The 16,941-nt window shown below is 60.3% G+C and carries 15 protein-coding genes; 8 read left to right on the plus strand and 7 right to left on the minus strand.

Features of this window, described 5'->3' with window-relative positions; genetic code table 11:
* Positions 1–124 precede the first annotated feature (124 nt).
* Positions 125–2,734 (minus strand): bifunctional aconitate hydratase 2/2-methylisocitrate dehydratase, encoded by a 2,610-nt coding sequence (gene acnB / locus ACV8MC_RS17930; protein ID WP_150635890.1) that lies wholly within the window; start codon positions 2,732–2,734, stop codon positions 125–127.
* 467 nt (positions 2,735–3,201) lie between these two features.
* Between acnB and ACV8MC_RS17935 the strand changes: the two genes are divergently transcribed.
* On the plus strand, positions 3,202–3,672 hold the full coding sequence (locus ACV8MC_RS17935; RefSeq protein ID WP_024013275.1) for a DUF1289 domain-containing protein: 471 nt from the start codon (positions 3,202–3,204) through the stop codon (positions 3,670–3,672).
* Between the two features lie 86 nt (positions 3,673–3,758).
* Here ACV8MC_RS17935 and ACV8MC_RS17940 read toward each other — a convergent pair whose 3' ends face one another.
* Positions 3,759–4,622 carry a universal stress protein gene (locus ACV8MC_RS17940; protein ID WP_041480840.1) on the minus strand — a complete coding sequence of 288 codons (864 nt, stop codon included), beginning with the start codon at positions 4,620–4,622 and terminating at the stop codon, positions 3,759–3,761.
* 159 nt (positions 4,623–4,781) lie between these two features.
* Here ACV8MC_RS17940 and miaE point away from each other — a divergent pair, with 159 nt between their 5' ends.
* From miaE to ACV8MC_RS17955, 3 genes are all read left to right on the plus strand, one after another.
* Positions 4,782–5,390 carry a tRNA-(ms[2]io[6]A)-hydroxylase gene (gene miaE, locus ACV8MC_RS17945; RefSeq protein WP_056789213.1) on the plus strand — a complete coding sequence of 203 codons (609 nt, stop codon included), beginning with the start codon at positions 4,782–4,784 and terminating at the stop codon, positions 5,388–5,390.
* 262 nt (positions 5,391–5,652) lie between these two features.
* Positions 5,653–6,360, plus strand: coding sequence for a response regulator (locus tag ACV8MC_RS17950; protein WP_252886374.1), 708 nt, complete (start codon positions 5,653–5,655; stop codon positions 6,358–6,360).
* Positions 6,361–7,647, plus strand: a complete 1,287-nt coding sequence (locus ACV8MC_RS17955; protein ID WP_095180248.1) for an ATP-binding protein — start codon at positions 6,361–6,363, stop codon at positions 7,645–7,647. It begins immediately after the preceding gene.
* Positions 7,648–7,746: 99 nt separating this feature from the next.
* Here ACV8MC_RS17955 and ACV8MC_RS17960 read toward each other — a convergent pair whose 3' ends face one another.
* The gene (locus ACV8MC_RS17960) at positions 7,747–8,235 is read right to left on the minus strand and encodes a GFA family protein (protein WP_137214906.1); all 489 of its coding nucleotides are present in this window, start codon (positions 8,233–8,235) and stop codon (positions 7,747–7,749) included.
* Positions 8,236–8,374: 139 nt separating this feature from the next.
* Here ACV8MC_RS17960 and glsB point away from each other — a divergent pair, with 139 nt between their 5' ends.
* Together glsB and ACV8MC_RS17970 are read left to right on the plus strand one after the other, a co-directional pair.
* On the plus strand, positions 8,375–9,283 hold the full coding sequence (gene glsB / locus ACV8MC_RS17965; protein WP_024013269.1) for a glutaminase B: 909 nt from the start codon (positions 8,375–8,377) through the stop codon (positions 9,281–9,283).
* Positions 9,284–9,465: 182 nt separating this feature from the next.
* Positions 9,466–10,968: an aldehyde dehydrogenase family protein gene (locus ACV8MC_RS17970; RefSeq protein WP_310216571.1), complete on the plus strand. Its 1,503-nt coding sequence runs from the start codon at positions 9,466–9,468 to the stop codon at positions 10,966–10,968.
* 119 nt (positions 10,969–11,087) lie between these two features.
* On the opposite strand, the gene ACV8MC_RS17975 is transcribed toward ACV8MC_RS17970, so the two are convergent.
* Positions 11,088–11,747, minus strand: coding sequence for a carbonic anhydrase (locus ACV8MC_RS17975; RefSeq protein ID WP_252878442.1), 660 nt, complete (start codon positions 11,745–11,747; stop codon positions 11,088–11,090).
* A 57-nt stretch (positions 11,748–11,804) separates the two neighbouring features.
* Positions 11,805–12,272 carry a cyanase gene (gene cynS / locus ACV8MC_RS17980; protein ID WP_310216566.1) on the minus strand — a complete coding sequence of 156 codons (468 nt, stop codon included), beginning with the start codon at positions 12,270–12,272 and terminating at the stop codon, positions 11,805–11,807.
* Between the two features lie 122 nt (positions 12,273–12,394).
* On the opposite strand from cynS, the gene cynR reads away from it, so the two are divergent.
* Complete coding sequence (gene cynR / locus ACV8MC_RS17985) at positions 12,395–13,282, plus strand: transcriptional regulator CynR (RefSeq protein ID WP_457262837.1); 888 nt, start codon at positions 12,395–12,397, stop codon at positions 13,280–13,282.
* A 253-nt stretch (positions 13,283–13,535) separates the two neighbouring features.
* Here cynR and ACV8MC_RS17990 read toward each other — a convergent pair whose 3' ends face one another.
* Positions 13,536–13,865 (minus strand): hypothetical protein, encoded by a 330-nt coding sequence (locus ACV8MC_RS17990; RefSeq protein WP_056789230.1) that lies wholly within the window; start codon positions 13,863–13,865, stop codon positions 13,536–13,538.
* 542 nt (positions 13,866–14,407) lie between these two features.
* A complete protein-coding gene (locus tag ACV8MC_RS17995) occupies positions 14,408–16,351 on the minus strand; it encodes a DNA topoisomerase III (protein WP_457262839.1) in 1,944 nt (647 codons plus the stop codon).
* 192 nt (positions 16,352–16,543) lie between these two features.
* Here ACV8MC_RS17995 and ACV8MC_RS18000 point away from each other — a divergent pair, with 192 nt between their 5' ends.
* Positions 16,544–16,906, plus strand: coding sequence for a DUF427 domain-containing protein (locus ACV8MC_RS18000; RefSeq protein WP_056789235.1), 363 nt, complete (start codon positions 16,544–16,546; stop codon positions 16,904–16,906).
* Positions 16,907–16,941: the final 35 nt, after the last annotated feature.

The following is a 16,941-nucleotide window of genomic DNA, read 5'->3' on the forward strand; positions in this document are numbered from 1 at the left end:
GACGCAGAGCGTCCGGGGCTGCGTTCCAACGCGGAGCTTGGGAACGATCAGAATGCTTGCCCGGCAGGCATAAAAAAACGCCGCTCATCTCACGATGGGCGGCGTTTTTTATGGCCTTGCAGCGTTAGGCTTGAACGACCGGGATCTTGGCGTTCGCAGCAGCTTCACGGAACTCGGCGATCTGGTCGAAGGACAGGTAGCGGTAGACATCGGCCGCCATGCTGTCGATCTTGCCAGCGTATTCCATGTACTCCTCGACGGTCGGCAGGCGACCCAGGATCGAAGCAACGGACGCCAGCTCGGCCGAGGCCAGGTAGACGTTCGCGCCGTCGCCCAGACGGTTCGGGAAGTTACGGGTCGACGTCGAGACCACGGTGCTGTTCGGCTCAACGCGTGCCTGGTTACCCATGCACAGCGAGCAGCCTGGCATTTCCATGCGAGCGCCAGCCTTGCCGTAGATGCCGTAGTAGCCTTCTTCGGTCAGTTGGTGAGCGTCCATCTTGGTCGGCGGCGACAGCCACAGACGGGTTGGCAGCTGACCCTTGACCTGATCCAGCAGTTTACCGGCAGCGCGGAAGTGACCGATGTTGGTCATGCACGAACCGATGAACACTTCGTCGATCTTCTCGCCAGCAACGCTGGACAGCAGACGGGCGTCGTCCGGATCGTTCGGCGCGCAGAGCACAGGCTCGTTGATCTCGGCCAGATCGATTTCGATGACTTCGGCATATTCGGCGTCGGCATCGGCTTCCATCAGCTCAGGATTGGCGATCCAGGCTTCCATCGCTTGAGCACGACGTTCCAGGGTACGCGCATCGCCGTAGCCTTCGCCGATCATCCAGCGCAGCAGGGTGATGTTGGACTGCAGGTACTCGGTGATCGACTCTTTCGACAGCTTGATGGTGCAACCGGCAGCCGAGCGTTCGGCCGAGGCGTCGGACAGTTCGAACGCCTGCTCCAGGGTCAGACCTTCCAGACCTTCGATTTCCAGGATGCGGCCGGAGAAGGCGTTTTTCTTGCCTTTCTTCTCGACGGTCAGCAGACCGTTCTGGATAGCGAAGTACGGAATGGCATGAACCAGGTCACGCAGGGTGATGCCAGGTTTCATCTTGCCTTTGAAACGCACCAGGATCGATTCCGGCATGTCCAGCGGCATGACGCCAGTGGCAGCGGCGAACGCGACCAGACCGGAACCGGCCGGGAACGAGATGCCCATCGGGAAACGGGTGTGCGAGTCACCACCGGTACCGACGGTGTCCGGCAGCAGCATGCGGTTCAGCCACGAGTGGATGATGCCGTCGCCCGGACGCAGGGAAACGCCGCCGCGGGTCATGATGAAGTCAGGCAGGGTGTGGTGGGTGGTCACGTCGATCGGCTTTGGATAAGCCGCGGTGTGGCAGAACGACTGCATCACCAGATCAGCGGAGAAGCCCAGGCACGCCAGGTCTTTCAGTTCGTCACGGGTCATGGGACCGGTGGTGTCCTGAGAACCCACGGTGGTCATCTTCGGTTCGCAGTAGGTGCCAGGACGCACGCCTTGGCCTTCTGCCAGACCGCAAGCCTTGCCGACCATTTTCTGCGCCAGGGTGAAACCCTTGGTGCTTTCAGCCGGAGCTTCCGGCTTCTTGAACAGGTCGAACGGCGGCAGACCCAATTCGGCGCGAGCCTTCTCGGTCAGGCCACGGCCGATGATCAGCGGGATACGACCGCCGGCACGGACTTCGTCCAGCAGCACCGGGGTTTTCATTTCGAAAGTGGTGATGACTTCGTCGGTACCGTGCTTGCAGACTTTGCCAGCGTGCGGGTACAGATCGATCACGTCGCCCATGTTCATGTTCGACACGTCGAACTCGATCGGCAGGGCGCCGGCATCTTCCATGGTGTTGTAGAAGATCGGAGCGATCTTGCTGCCGAAGCAGAAACCGCCAGCGCGCTTGTTCGGCACGTACGGGATGTCGTCGCCGAAGAACCACAGCACCGAGTTGGTGGCCGATTTACGCGAGGAACCGGTACCGACCACGTCACCGACGTAGGCGATCGGGAAGCCCTGGCCGCGCATTTCTTCGATCTGCTTCATCGGGCCGGTCTTGCCTTGCTCGTCCGGAACGATGCCGTCACGGGCCATTTTCAGCATGGCCAGGGCGTGCAGCGGGATATCAGGACGCGACCAGGCGTCTGGCGCAGGGGAGAGGTCGTCGGTGTTGGTTTCGCCGGTGACCTTGAATACGCGCAGGCTGATCTTGTCGGCCAGCACCGGGCGCTTCTTGAACCACTCGCCGTCAGCCCAGGATTGCAGCACGGCCTTGGCGTGAGCGTTGCCGTTCTTGGCTTTTTCGGCGACGTCGTGGAAGGCGTCGAACATCAGCAGGGTGTGCTTGAGTTCTTCGGCGGCGACTGGCGCCAGCTCGGCGTCGTCCAGCAGTTCAACGAGGGTGACGATGTTGTAGCCGCCCTGCATGGTGCCGAGCAGTTCTACAGCGCGTTTCTTGTCCAGCAGAGGGGAGGTGGCTTCGCCTTTGGCCAGGGCAGACAGGAAACCGGCCTTGACGTAGGCGGCTTCGTCCACTCCAGGCGGTACGCGATTGGTGATCAGGTCAACGAGGAAAGCTTCTTCGCCAGCCGGAGGGTTCTTCAGCAGCTCGATCAGGCCTGCTGTTTGTTCGGCGTTAAGCGGCTGGGGAACGATACCCAGGGCTGCACGCTCTTCGATATGTTTGCGGTAGGCTTCAAGCACAGTTATTACCCTCATCAGTGGTCCCAAATGGGTGTCCGGGACGCTCATCCCGAAATTGCCGTACTCATGCGCCTCACGACGTTGTGGGTCGTTCGGCCAGAATTACCGGCAATTCCTTACAGAAGCTGCTTTCAAAGTTTTACGCCTGCAGAACGGGGAGCTGATGAGGGTTGGCGTTGGGCTTTTCCCCGCTGGAAAAACCCTTCGCCAACACCGCTCTGAAGGAACGACTGTGCTCGTGACGCTTTGAAAACAGCTTCTAACGGACATTGGCGCCTTAAAAGGCTGGCTGATTCTACGGCAAAAAAAATTTAAAGGTAAGTCGCGCTCTATTGGACTTTCGTGGCAATCAGCGTGGCCGGAGCAAACCTGCGACGCCGGCGAGACCTTGCTGTTTGAGGGGTGATCAATGCCCGACAAAGGGCTAACATGCCGGCCTGTTCCGCGTTTCAGTGTTCTGCCCATTTATGCCCAATCAGACCATCAAGACCCCCTGCGTCGGCCTCTGCTCCACCGTTTACGGTGACCTGGTGTGCCGTGGCTGCAAGCGTTTCCATCACGAAGTGATCCATTGGAACGGATACAACGAGGAGGAAAAACGTGCGGTGTGGCTGCGTCTGGAGCAATTGCTGTCACAAGTGATGGCGAGCAAAGTCGAGATCTTCGATCCGGCGCGCCTGCGCGAGCAGCTCGAACAGCGCAAGATCCGTTTCGTACCGCATCAGTCGGAATATTGCTGGGCCTACCAGCTGATCGCCAGGGGGGCGCGGGTGATCATTAATCTCGAGGCGTACGGGATGGTGTTGCTGCCGGAATTCCGCGACTGGAACCTGCCGGAACTGCGCGATGCCATTGATCGGGAATTCTTCCTGCTGTCGGAAGCGCATTATCAGCGCTATATCGCCCCCGGCTTTCTCAAAGACGCCTTTGGCGCCTGAACAGCAAAAGATCGCAGCCTTCGGCAGCTCCTACATGGGAATGCGTTCTACCTGTAGGAGCTGCCGAAGGCTGCGATCTTTTGCTCTTAATGTTTTACGGCCAGTTCCACCAGATGATCCTCAACCTCCTGCGGCTTGAGCACCAGCACATCGCTTTCCAGGGTATCCAGCACCGCTTCCGCCGTATTGCCGATTAACGCGCCTGACAAACCACTGCGCGCCACCGTGCCAATAACCGTTACTGCCGCCTGGAGCTTGTGCGCCATGAACGGGATCAACACATCCGCCGGGCCTTCCTCGATGTGCAGGTGCTCGTCATCGACATCGAACTCCGCCTGAAACGCCCGGCACTGCTCGCGGTATTTGGCTTCTATGGTCGATTTGAGCTGAAACGTCGGGTCTGCCGCCGAGAGCATCGGCGACGGATGCGCGGTGATCACATGCAGATGCGCCTTGGCCAGACTGGCGATGTCGTAGCCGTGATCAATGATGGTGCTGTGCAGATGCCGATGCTCACCATCGGCATTGCCGACATCGACGGCGGCGAGAATCACTTTGTCTTTCCACGAACCGGCGGTTTTGACCAGCAGCACCGGGGTAGGGCAGTGGCGCAGCAGCTTCCAGTCGGCCGGGGTCAGCAGGGCTTTTTTCAGCGAGCTGTCGGGGAAGTGCTGTTTGATCACCAGGCCGCAACCCTCGGCCTGCTGCACATCGATGATGGTTTCGTGCAGGCTCTCGTTCCATGCCTGTTCGGTGGTCACGCTGTACCCTTCGGCTAGCAACGCCGCCTTGAGCACACTGAGCAGGCCGGCGTGGTCATGCTTCTTGTCGCACACCAGAAGATGCAGATGGGCCTGAGTGACACCGGCGATCAGCTTTGCGCGTTTGAGCGCCAGGCTTTCTGCATGTTCAGGTTCGATGACCACCAGAATGCTGCGAATGGCTTGCATGAGCGGAGTCTCCAGCAAAGAAAAGGCACGGCGTTGCACAACTATAGTTGCTACCCGAACGTCTGCGACTTGATGCATATCAACAGCCCCCGCTGGTGGTCTGCGGACAGGCCGGTATAATCGGCGCCCTTCGCTCGAACACCTTTTACCGTGAGCCCCATGATCCTTCCCGAAATCCACGAATTCCTTGGCTGCCGCACCCCCGACGCCTGGGTCCAGGCGGCATTGGCCGACCAGGAAACCCTGCTGATCGACCACAAGAACTGCGAGTTCAAGGCTGCCAGCACGGCGCTGAGCCTGATTGCCAAGTACCACGCCCACGTCGACCTGATCAACATGATGTCGCGCCTGGCCCGGGAAGAACTGGTGCACCACGAGCAGGTCATGCGCATCATGAAACGGCGCAAGATCGAGCTGCGTCAGCTGCACGCCGGCCGTTACGCCTCGGGCCTGCGCAAAGTGGTGCGCAGCCACGAACCGGTGAAACTGGTCGACACACTGGTGGTTGGCGCGTTCATCGAAGCACGCAGTTGCGAACGCTTCGAAGCACTGGTGCCGCATCTGGATGAAGAGCTGGGCAAGTTCTATTTCGGCCTGCTGAAAAGCGAGGCGCGGCACTTTCAGGGTTATCTGAAACTGGCCTATCAGTATGGTGATGCCAAGGATGTCGCGCAGGTGATCGAGCGCGTCCGTGTGGCCGAGCAGGAACTGATCGAGTCGCCGGACGAGGAGTTCCGCTTCCACAGCGGCGTGCCGGTCGCCGCATGATCGGGTAGGAGCTGCCGCAGGCTGCGATCTTTTGATCTTGTTGTTACAAATCGAAAATCAAAATATCGCAGCCTTCGGCAGCTCCTACAGAGGTCCGCAATTCAATCGGACATCATTGTCGGATTGTAAAAAAATCTTAAAAGTATGAAACATCACCGAAAACCGGCCCAAGTGGCCGGTTTTTGCTGTCTGCCGTCATCGCCTGTGCGATGAATGCCAGCATAATATCGGCCCTTCCACGTTTGGCTTGGCAACGATCGTTATGGATAACCTGGGTTTCGGCAAAGTCCTGCTGGTCGAAGACGATGAGCGTCTCGCCGCACTGATCGCACACTTTCTTGAACAACAGGGCTACGAGGTGCGCACGGTGCATCGCGGCGATCTCGCCATGGCTGCATTCCTGGAATTCAAGCCGAAAGTGCTGGTGCTCGACCTGATGTTGCCGGGGCAGAGCGGTTTGCAGGTCTGTCGGGAAATTCGCAGTGTCTCGGACACGCCGATCGTGATCCTCACCGCCAAGGAAGACGATCTCGATCACATCCTCGGTCTGGAGTCCGGCGCTGACGATTACGTGATCAAACCGATCAAGCCGCCGGTACTGCTCGCGCGGCTGCGTGCGCTGCAACGGCGGCAGACGCCGGACAGCAGCGTGGTGAGTTTTCTTGAGTTCGGGCAATTGAGCATCGACCGCAGTTGCCGTGAAGTGCGCTTGACCGGTGAGCTGATCGAGCTGACCACCATGGAGTTCGAATTGCTCTGGTTGCTCGCCAGCGCGGCAGGCAAGATTCTTTCCCGCGATGACATTCTCAATCGCATGCGCGGCATCGCTTTCGACGGCCTCAATCGCAGCGTCGACGTCTACATCAGCAAGTTGCGCAACAAGCTCAAGGACAACCCTCGCGAGCCGGTGTGCATCAAGACCGTGTGGGGCAAGGGCTATCTGTTCAATCCGTTCGCGTGGGAGCTGTAGATGCTGCGTTTGTTCCTCGGGCTGTTTCTGGTGATGACGGTAGGGCTGGTGCTGGCGTTGCAGACGGTCGAGCACACCTTCAACGCGTTGCTCGACAGCCAGACGCAGGATTACAACCGTGAAGCCGTGCGCGGTCAGGCGTGGTCGCTGGTCGATCATCTGCAAGGCCGCCAAGGGGCCGAGCGTGAACAGAAACTCGATTCATTGCGCGCGCACTATGGTCTGTCGCTGAGTCTGGTCGAGGCCGATCAACTGGCCCTGACACCGCAGGAAAAAGCCGAGCTCGCGCGGAACCTGTTGGTGATCCGCGACGATTACACGCAGTTCATCAGCAACATCGATGGCGGCTCGCAATTGCTCAGCATCAAGCTGCCGCCGGAGCCGAGCCTGATGCCGTTCTACATCACCGCGGCGTACATGATGCTCGCAGTGCTGATCGGCATCGTTCTGTTTTTCTGGGTGCGCCCGCACTGGCGCGATCTGGAAAAGCTGCGGCTGGCGGCCGAGCGTTTCGGCGACAACGATCTGTCGGTGCGCATCCAGTTGTCGCGGCGCTCAAACATCCGCGATCTGGCCGAGCACTTCAATCTGATGGCGGCGCGCATCGAGGGCTTGATCGCCAATCAGCGCGAGCTGACCAATGCGGTGTCGCACGAATTGCGCACACCGATTGCGCGGCTTTCTTTTGAGCTCGATCAGCTCAAACAGCAACCGGACGCGAGCCAGAATCGCGAGCTGATCGCCGACATGTATGCCGACCTCGGTGAGCTGGAGGAGATGGTCTCGGAGCTGCTGACCTACGCCAGCCTTGAACACGGCGCGACAGTGATCAAACGGGAGAATATTCATGCGGCCGACTGGCTCGACAGCGTTGTCGGCAGTGTGGCGCTTGAGGCCGAAGCAGTGGGCGTGCAGTTGACGATCGCGGGTTGCCAGGTCGACACCGTAAGCATCGAGCCGCGCTTCATGGCGCGCGCGGTGATCAACCTTTTACGTAATGCCATTCGCTACGCCGAGCAGCGCGTCGAGGTGTCGCTGCTGCGCAATGGCGATGACTATGAAGTGCGGGTCAGCGATGACGGGCCGGGTGTGCCGCTGGAGGGACGGGAAAAAATCTTCGAACCGTTTTCCCGACTGGATGCCAGCCGTGATCGGCGCACCGGTGGTTTCGGACTGGGCCTGGCGCTGGTGCGGCGGGTGTCGCAGTCCCATGGCGGGCAGGTTGAGGTTGGCGACTCGGTGTGGGGCGGGGCGTTGTTCAGGATGACCTGGGCGCATCTGGACTGATTGATATTGCCTGACCCGGCCCCTTCGCGAGCAGGCTCGCTCCCACAGGGGATCGCATTCCAAATGTGGGAGCGAGCCTGCTCGCGAAGGGCGCGGTGTTCAGCGAGTTACACCGAGTCGCTCATGCCACTGGGCGATCGATTCTTCAGGATATTCATCAAACTGCTGATCCTTCGGCTTGGCCTCCACCTCGACCCACGGCGCTTTCGAGCCAAGCATCAGGTGCGTGTGTTCCGGCGGCACCGGCAGTGGCGTGTCGATCGCCGAGGCGAATGGGTGAATCAGCTCTGGCCACTCCGGGCTGAACAGCCACAGGCCGCTGCCGCACAGCGAACAGAAGTGGCGCTCGGCGCTGCTGCGATGGGCGCGCTTGTCGCCGTCAGCTTTCATCTTCGCGTGATAAATGCTGATGTTTTTGCGCCCGCGAACCTTGAGAGTGGTCGCGTCGCCGCCAAGGTTGATCGCATAACCGCCGCCGCCCTGAGTCTTGCGGCAAATCGAGCAATAGCAGCGTTGATAGGGGTAAGGATGGGCGCTGTCGAGGCTGAACGTGACTTCGCCGCAATGGCAGGAGCCTTCGAGGTGCATGGTGCTCTCCTGTGTCTGAATGGTCCGGTTCAGCCTAGAACATTCTGCTGGATGCTTGCCGGTGTGATGCGACCGGCGGGCGCAGCGTCTAGCCCCAGTGTCCCCGCGATCCCATGGGGCGAGACTTTCGGAACCCGGCATGCAAGCGCTGTTGAACGAGATCCTTGACGCCGTCCGGCCCCTGATCGGGCAGGGCAAAGTTGCTGACTATATTCCCGCCCTCGGCACGGTACCGGCCAACCAGTTGGGCATCGCCGTGTACAGTAACGATGGCGAAATGTATTGCGCCGGCGACGCTGAAACGCCGTTCTCGGTGCAGAGTATTTCCAAGGTATTCAGCCTGGTGCAGGCCATCGATCATTCCGGCGAAGCGATCTGGGAGCGGCTTGGCCACGAGCCGTCCGGCCAGCCGTTCAACTCGCTGGTGCAACTGGAATTCGAGCGCGGCCGCCCGCGCAATCCGTTCATCAATGCCGGTGCGCTGGTGATCTGCGACATCAACCAGTCGCGCTTCGCCGCGCCGACACTGTCGATGCGCGACTTCGTCCGGCGTCTGTCGGGCAACCCGCAAATCATGATCGACGGCAAGGTCGCCGACTCCGAATATCAGCATCGCGCGCGCAATGCGGCGATGGCCTATCTGATGCAGTCGTTCGGCAACTTTCACAACGATGTCGAGGCGGTGTTGCGCAGCTATTTCAGCCACTGCGCACTGCGGATGAATTGCATCGATCTGGCCCGGGCGTTCTGCTTTCTGGCCAATGACGGTTTCTGCAAGCACAGCGGCGAGCAGATCCTGACGCGCCGCCAGACCCAGCAGGTCAACTCGATCATGGCTACAAGCGGTTTGTACGACGAGGCGGGCAATTTCGCCTATCGCGTCGGCTTGCCAGGCAAGAGCGGGGTCGGCGGCGGCATCGTTGCGGTAGTGCCGGGACAGTTCAGCGTGTGCGTGTGGTCGCCGGAGTTGAACGCCGCCGGCAACTCGCTGGCGGGGATGGCGGCGCTGGAGTTGCTGAGCTCAAGGATTGGCTGGTCGGTGTTCTGAAGACACACCACGATTTCCAGTGTGGGAGCGAGCCTGCTCGCGAAGAGGTCGGCACATTCAGCATTGATGTCGTCTGCTCGGACGCTTTCGCGAGCAGGCTCGCTCCCACCGGGTGCAGTGTTGCTTTGCAGGATCGTGTTCTATACATTTTCCGGCCGCCCTCTGCATGGTGAATCCGCTTCATGTCTCTTGCGCTCGAACGTCTGGTCGCTGGCACGCCGATCCCTTTCGCTGGTAACCGTGTCACCGTGGTCAGCCCCGAACTGGCCGCGCGGTTTCAGCCCGGTGACCATCTGCTGGTCGAGCAGGTCAGTGGCGAGTTGTTGCTGATCCCCGTGGCCGATCAGCGGGCCGCCTCGGTGGCAATCGAGCGTGCGGCTGCGGCATTCACCGCGTTGTCGGCGGTGTCCGATGAAGCCATCAGCCAATTCTTCGACCTGTTTGCCCAGCGCCTGGAAAATCCTCAGTGCTGGACGCAGATCGAAGCCGCCAACCGCGCCGACATCGAGCGGGCCAAGGCGCGCGGTCGCTCGACCACACGCTTGCTCGCCGATGAACGCATGCGCCGCGACATGATCGCCGGGCTGCGCGCCTGGCGTGATGCGCCGCCCACGCGTGGCAAAGTGATCAGCAGTGTCGAGCACGACGGCTGGAAGGTTGAGCAAGTCGTCTCGCCGCTGGGCATCGTCGCGTTTGTCTTCGAAGGCCGTCCCAACGTATTTGCCGACGCCGCCGGCGTGTTGCGCACCGGCAATACGGCTGTGCTGCGCATCGGCAGCGATGCGTTGGGCACTGCGCAAGCTATCGTCACTCACGCCTTGAACCCGGCGCTGGCCGAAGCCGGTTTGCCGGTGGGGGCGGTGTCGTTGGTCGAAAGTGTCAATCACGCCGCCGGTTGGGCGATGTTTGCCGATCGGCGTCTGTCGCTGGCGGTGGCGCGCGGCTCGGGCCGTGCGGTCAGCCAGTTGGGCAGCATTGCCCAGCAGGCCGGCACTGCCGTCAGCCTGCACGGCACCGGCGGCGCGTGGCTGATTGCCGACCGTGACGCCGACGCAACACGCTTCGCGGCGGTGGTGCGCAACTCGCTGGACCGCAAGGTCTGCAATACCCTCAACGTCTGCCTGATTCAGCGTGAACGCGCCATTGAGCTTGTGCCGCTGTTCCTCGAAGCTTTGAAAGACGCCGGTACTGCGCGCGGCCAAGGCTGCAAATTGCACATTGTCGCGGGTAGTGAAAGTTGCCTGCCAAGCGAATGGCAGAACGCAACAGTCGAGGTTTATCGCGCCGAGGGTTACCAGACCGAAGCGCTGGCCGAATCCCTGCCCGAGTCGGACCTGGGCCGCGAGTGGGAATGGGAAGAAACCCCGGAAGTCAGCCTGATGATTGTTGACGATCTGGATCAGGCGATTGCGCTGTTCAACCGTTACAGCCCGCAATTCACCGTGTCGTTGATCAGCGAGGATGCGGCGGTTCAGGAACGCTTCTACAACGCGGTGAATGCGCCGTTCGTAGGCAACGGCATCACCCGTTGGGTCGATGGCCAGTACGCGTTGAACAAGCCGGAACTGGGCCTTTCGAACTGGGAGAGCGGGCGCCTGTTTGCGCGCAGTGCGATTCTTTCCGGTGACGGCGTGTTCACCGTGCGCAGCCGGATGACTCAGGTTGATCTCACGGTAAAACGCTGATCTGTTGATCGTTCCCACGCTCCGCGTGGGAATGCAGCCCGTGACGCTCCGCGTCACTGGACGCAGAGCGTCCCTAGAGGCATTCCCACGCAGAGCGTGGGAACGATCACGGTGGGGAGTCAGGCAGCGTGGCTGGCTTGCGCGCTGATCGCGCAAGTCTCAGGCTGCTCGGCCAGCGGCACAAAGGTGCGACGATCGGAAGAGAGTGCGTCGATCGAACCGGTCTCGATGTCGTAAACCCAGCCATGCAGATTCAACCGGCCTTGCTCCTGGGCCAGGCGCACACTCGGGTGGGTCTGGATATTCGCCAGTTGCGCGATCACGTTCTCGCGCACCATCGAACTCAATTTCGCCGCGTCGCTGCCATGCACGCGCGCTTCGTTGACTACCTTCGCCGATTCGGCATGCTGCAGCCAGCCACTGACAGCGGGCAGGTGATCCATGCATTTGCACTGGGCAATTGCGGTCATCGCACCACAATCGGAGTGGCCGCAAATCACGATATCGGTCACCCCCAGCACTGCCACCGCATATTCCACCGTCGCCGACACCCCGCCCGGATGCGGGCTGTAGGAGGGCACGATATTGCCGGCGTTACGGATCACGAACAGCTCGCCGGGCTCTTGCTGGGTCAGCAGCTCAGGCACCACACGGCTGTCGGAACAGGTGATGAACAGCGTGCCGGGTTGCTGAGTCGTGGCCAGGTGTTTGAACAGTTCGCTGCGTTGCGGGAAGGCTTCGTTCTGGAATTTCAGGAAGCCGTCGATCAGGGCTTTCATGGCATGTCCTCGTGGCAGAAATGAGATGGCCCGCACGCAGGTTGCGGGCCGGGCGCATCAGAACGGACGCAGCGGCAGGAACTTGCCGTCGAGGGTCACCACGGCGCGGGAGCCGCCTTCCGGGTCTTCGACTTTCTTGATGTCCAGTTTGAAGTTGATCGCACTGATGATGCCGTCACCGAACTGTTCATGAACCAGCGCTTTCAGCGTGGTGCCGTAGATCTGGATCATTTCGTAAAAACGGTAGATGGTCGGATCGGTCGGCACGCCGCTGAGGCTGCCGCGCAAAGGAATGATCTGCAGAGCGGCGACGTCATCTGCGCTGAGGTCAAGCTTGTTGCCGACCACTTGAGCAGCGTTTTCCGGCAAAGGATGCTGGCCGAGCAGGGCGGCGGTGACGTAGGCAAGGCTGAGGCCGGTGCCGTCAGCAAGATCCTGCCACGACAGATCTTTTTTCGCCTTGGCGTCGAGAACGCGGGTAGTCAGGGCCAGGCTGTTGTCGTTGTAGGCGTGGGACTGTTGCATGGTGTCACTCCTTTCAGGGGTTGGCTTGCTGTGTGTGGAAGCAATGTTGCGCCGGTCGATTCATAGCGTCCAAGACCGATATACAATGCTGCGCATAAGCCCTGCCTATAGATGGTGTACTCATGCTGTTGCGACATTTGCGTTATTTGCTCGCCGTTGCCGATCACGGTGGCTTCACCCGCGCCGCCGAAGCGCTGCATGTGTCGCAGCCGACGTTGTCGCAGCAGATCCGGCAGCTGGAAGAAACCCTCGGCGTCAGCCTGTTCGATCGCACCTCCCGCACGGTGAAACCGACCGATGCCGGCGCGGCATACATTGAATGCGCACGGCGCGTACTGGTGGAGCTGGAAGCCGGGCAGCGCGCCTTGCACGATGTGAAGGATTTGTCGCGCGGCACCCTGCGCCTGGCGATGACGCCGACGTTCATGGCGTATCTGGTCGGGCCGTTGGTGCGTGATTACAGGGCACGGTTTCCCGGGATTCATCTGGAAATCTTCGAGTTGTCGATGGACGACATCGAGGCCGGGCTGGCGGATGATTCGCTGGATGTCGCGATCGCGTTTACGCCGGTGCGCAATGCCGATATCGAATGCTTACCGGCGTTTACCGAGACGCTGGGGATCATGGTCGGGCCTGGGCATCCGCTCTATGACAGCCCTTCGGTGTTGACGCCGACGGAATTGGCTTCACTGGATTTCGCCTTGCTGGCGCCGGGCTTCATTACGCGGTTATTGGTGGATGAGTATTTCCGTGAGCAGGGGATTACGCCGCAGGTGCGGATTGAAGTGAATTCGGTGAGTACGCTGCTGGAAGTGGTGCGGCATGCGCCGCTGGCGACCATGCTGCCCGAGGCGATTGCCAGCGAAGACCGCGCGTTGCGCCGCTTGCGTGTTGAAGGGGAGGCGCCGCAGCGGGGAGCGGCGTTGTTGCGGCGCAGGAATAATTATCACAGCGCGGCGGCGTTGGCGTTTGTGGAACTGGTGCTCGGCATGAAAAGCCCCTCACCCTAACCCTCTCCCAGCGGGAGAGGGGACTGACCGAGGTGTTTGGTCAAGTCACGCCGACCTGAACGAGCTTCGTTGACTCATAATCGCCACGGTCATTCAGGTCTACGGTTGAGCTGAGGCAACTCGGTCGGCTCCCTCTCCCTCGGGAGAGGGCTGGGGTGAGGGGCGGCGGGGGCACTCACGCCGCATAACTCAAAAGAACAACAAAGGGCCTGCTCCCAATCGGAAGCAGGCCCTTAGTCAAATAATCTACAACTCAATAAAACCGATCAATCACCCGAACTTCATTTTTGTTCTGCATCGAATCCCACGCCTGTTTCAGCGTCTGCAGCACGTTCCCAATGAAGTCCTTGTCGGCCGCAGCCTTCTTGCCGACATAACCGTGGCCGCGGCGGTACATCTTCAGGCGGGCCAGCAGGTTCTGGTGATTGCGGTCGAATTCTTCTTCGCCAGCGTGGGGCGACAGGCAGTCGATGTGCACCTGGCCCGACTTGCTGATCCAGAGAATATGGCTGTCGTGGCTGTCTTTTTGCGCCGCGAACATACGCGCCAGTTCTTCGATGGTGGGTTGATTGTTCAGATTCATTGTTATGCCCCTTGACCAGTCTGGTGATCTTTCAAAGTTGATTCGCTAATACAGGTAGCCCATCGGTTAGTTGATCCCTGGCACCGAAACCAGGACGTCAGCGTTCGCCCGTGTGAAGTACGGGGTCGTGCATCTGTTGCATGTAGTCGTGTTGAATAACTGCTACGCAATAGCGTCACAACGAGGAGAAGCAGCGAAAACCGGGAGGCTCCTTGACGACAATCCAGTGTCGGCCACAAGCGTCTTGAGAATTTTCGCCAGCGCTTCTCGTCCTTGTACTGGACGTTCAGGCCAGGTCAGCTTCTTCAATCTGCCTTGTGGGCAGCGTGTATCCGGAAAAAACAACTCGGCGGTCAGACGAGTTTGCTCAAGCGTGTTACCAGTGCTCCCGATCGGGGAACGTCTTCATCATGCAAAAGCAAAACGACGCCGTCAACGGTTTTGTAGTGATTATTTTCAAGCACTACATATTGTCGGACAAAGCTGTTTTGGAATGAGAAAAGATCCGTTTCGACAACGTCGAGAAGGGAACGGCGATGCATTCAGCGAGTCGACGGACGCGCCGTGCGTTTGCGCGTACCGGCGGTTTTGCTGGCCGTCGACTTGCGCTTTTTTTTCCACGGCGCTGCGGTTTTGCCGGCAGGCGGCGGGCCGCTGATGGTCAGGCTGAGGGCGGAGCAGCGGGTGACCTGCTTGCTCATCCACGCGGCCTGTTTGGTGACGAATTCTTCCAGACTCATCTCGCCGCTCTGCACCATGTCCAGGGCCTGTTCCCAGATCGCCGTGGTGCCAGGGTCGGCGATCGCGCGAGGCACTGCGTCGATCAGGCTGAACGCGGCAGGTGTCGCCGCCAGCGCCTTGCCGTTCTTGACCAGATAACCGCGATCCAGCAGGCCCTGAATGATCGACGCGCGGGTGGCTTCGGTGCCGATGCCGGTGGTGTCCTTGAGTTTCTGTTTGAGCAGCGGATCCTCGACCAGTTTGGCGACGTTCTTCATCGCCTTGATCAGATCGCCTTCGGTGTAGGGTTTTGGTGGCTGCGTCCAAAGATCCTTGAGATTCACTTTCGCCACAGCGCATTCGACGCCCTGGCTGAGGGTCGGCAAGGTTTGCGGCGCGGGGGCTTCGCGGCCCCTGGCCGGTGCCAGTGCTTCGGGCAATGCGCGCTTCCAGCCCGCTTCGATGATCTGCTTGCCCACCGCGCGCAGGGCCTGCCCGTTGCAATCGAAATCGGCCTGGGTGCGATCGTATTCGTGGTTGGGCAGGAACTGCGCCAGGTAGCGCGCGCGAATCAGCGTGTACACCGCGCGATGTTTGCCGGTCAGACGTTCAAGATTCTTCGCGGCGATGGTGGGAATGATGCCGTGGTGAGCGCTGACCTTGGCGTCATTCCACGCCCGCGAGCGCCGTTGCGGTTCGAGATAACCCTGCAAGGCTTCAAGGCTCGGATCGGCCTGGCGCAACGCTGTGAGGATCGATGGCGCCTCACTGTGTTGGCTCAAGGGCAGAAAGCCGCAATCACTGCGCGGATAGGTGATGACTTTGTAGGTTTCGTAAAGGGCCTGGGCGATGTCGAGGGTTTCCTGCGCGCCAAGGCCAAGCTTTTTCGAGCAGACTTCCTGCAAGGTGCCAAGATCGAAGGGCAGCGGCGCCACTTCGCGCATGCGCTCGGTCTTCAGCTTGATCACCCGTGCGCTGTCAGCACTGCTGATCGCCGCCGCTGCCTGTTGCGCCAACGCCTGATTAAGGCAGCGATCCTGATCATCACAAATGTCCGACGGCGCGCGCCATTGCGCGGTAAACGCCGTTCCGTCGTGCAGCAAATCCACGTCGATTGCCCAGAACGGTACGGGGACGAAATCGGCGATGCTGCGGTCGCGGTCGACCACCAGTCGCAGGGTGGGCGTTTGCACTCGGCCCACAGGCAGCACGCCCTGATAACCCGACTGCCGGCCCAGCAAGGTGAACAGTCGACTCATGTTCATGCCGATCAGCCAGTCCGCGCGTGAACGGCCCAGCGCCGAGTGATACAGGCTGAAGGTTTCGGCCCCCGGCTTCAGCGCAGCGAGGGCCTTGCGAATCGATGCCTCGTCCAGCGCCGACAGCCACAAGCGGCGGATCGGCCCGCGATAGCGGCAGTGCTCGACCAGTTCCCGGGCGATCATCTCGCCCTCACGGTCGGCATCGGTGGCGATGATCAGTTCGCTGGCTTCGCCGAGCAGGCGCTTTACCGCTTTGTACTGGCTGGCAGTGCGCGGCTTGACGGTCATTTTCCACTTGTCCGGGATAATCGGCAGATCGGCCAGCACCCAGCGTTTGTAGCGCGCGTCGTAGGCGTCCGGCGGCGCGGTTTCGAGCAAATGGCCGATGCACCAGGTCACTGTGACGTCCGTCCCCAACCAGCAGCCGTCGCCGCGACGCTTGGCGCCGAGCACCGCCGCAATATCTTTGGCCTGAGAGGGTTTTTCACAGAGGTACAGCCGCATAGCTACCATCGCTGGTTGGTGTGTGGAGAGGGCACAGGATGGCGGGAGTTCGCGGCGGGAGCAACTTTTATCTGTATGGATATACAGATAAAAGCATTGCAGGAGGTTTAGCCGTTCGGCCGTAATCCAGTCGAGCTGCGCATCCATCAGCTATACCTGAACCGGTCTCTTCGCTGTGCTCAGGAGAACCTCATGAAAAGCCCCAGTCCCGTGATCAGCCTGGAACAACTTGCCGGCTGCCTGCTGGTGAAGTTCCACGGCATCCAGGTCGCCGCGTCCTCTCACGCGATGATCCTCAACGAAGCCAACTATCCGCCGGTGTACTACATCCCGCGCGAAGACATCGACGAAAAATACTTCGCCCGCACCGACCACACCAGCTATTGCCCGTACAAGGGCGACGCCAATTACTTCAGCCTGCAAGTGCCGGGGCATGAGGGCGCCAATGCGGTGTGGACTTATGAAAAACCCAAGATCTCGGTTGAACCGATCCGCAACTATGTGGCGTTTTATCCGGACCAGGTGAAATTCGAAGTGATCAAAGCGGACGCCTGAAGCAAAAAATGGCGAGAGAATCGCTTCCCTCGCCA

It is taken from the genome of Pseudomonas sp. PK-RTE-24 (assembly GCF_054052265.1).

Excerpts from the sequence above, each read along its gene's own strand:
- ACV8MC_RS17955 (WP_095180248.1), top strand. The coding sequence starts at position 6,361 with ATGCTGCGTTTGTTCCTCGGGCTGTTTCTGGTGATGACGGTAGGGCTG.
- ACV8MC_RS18000 (WP_056789235.1), top strand. The coding sequence starts at position 16,544 with ATGAAAAGCCCCAGTCCCGTGATCAGCCTGGAACAACTTGCCGGCTGC.
- glsB (WP_024013269.1), top strand. The coding sequence starts at position 8,375 with ATGCAAGCGCTGTTGAACGAGATCCTTGACGCCGTCCGGCCCCTGATC.
- ACV8MC_RS17995 (WP_457262839.1), bottom strand. The coding sequence starts at position 16,351 with ATGCGGCTGTACCTCTGTGAAAAACCCTCTCAGGCCAAAGATATTGCG.
- ACV8MC_RS17935 (WP_024013275.1), top strand. The coding sequence starts at position 3,202 with ATGCCCAATCAGACCATCAAGACCCCCTGCGTCGGCCTCTGCTCCACC.
- cynS (WP_310216566.1), bottom strand. The coding sequence starts at position 12,272 with ATGCAACAGTCCCACGCCTACAACGACAACAGCCTGGCCCTGACTACC.
- ACV8MC_RS17940 (WP_041480840.1), bottom strand. The coding sequence starts at position 4,622 with ATGCAAGCCATTCGCAGCATTCTGGTGGTCATCGAACCTGAACATGCA.
- ACV8MC_RS17975 (WP_252878442.1), bottom strand. The coding sequence starts at position 11,747 with ATGAAAGCCCTGATCGACGGCTTCCTGAAATTCCAGAACGAAGCCTTC.
- cynR (WP_457262837.1), top strand. The coding sequence starts at position 12,395 with ATGCTGTTGCGACATTTGCGTTATTTGCTCGCCGTTGCCGATCACGGT.
- ACV8MC_RS17950 (WP_252886374.1), top strand. The coding sequence starts at position 5,653 with ATGGATAACCTGGGTTTCGGCAAAGTCCTGCTGGTCGAAGACGATGAG.
- ACV8MC_RS17960 (WP_137214906.1), bottom strand. The coding sequence starts at position 8,235 with ATGCACCTCGAAGGCTCCTGCCATTGCGGCGAAGTCACGTTCAGCCTC.
- miaE (WP_056789213.1), top strand. The coding sequence starts at position 4,782 with ATGATCCTTCCCGAAATCCACGAATTCCTTGGCTGCCGCACCCCCGAC.
- ACV8MC_RS17970 (WP_310216571.1), top strand. The coding sequence starts at position 9,466 with ATGTCTCTTGCGCTCGAACGTCTGGTCGCTGGCACGCCGATCCCTTTC.
- ACV8MC_RS17990 (WP_056789230.1), bottom strand. The coding sequence starts at position 13,865 with ATGAATCTGAACAATCAACCCACCATCGAAGAACTGGCGCGTATGTTC.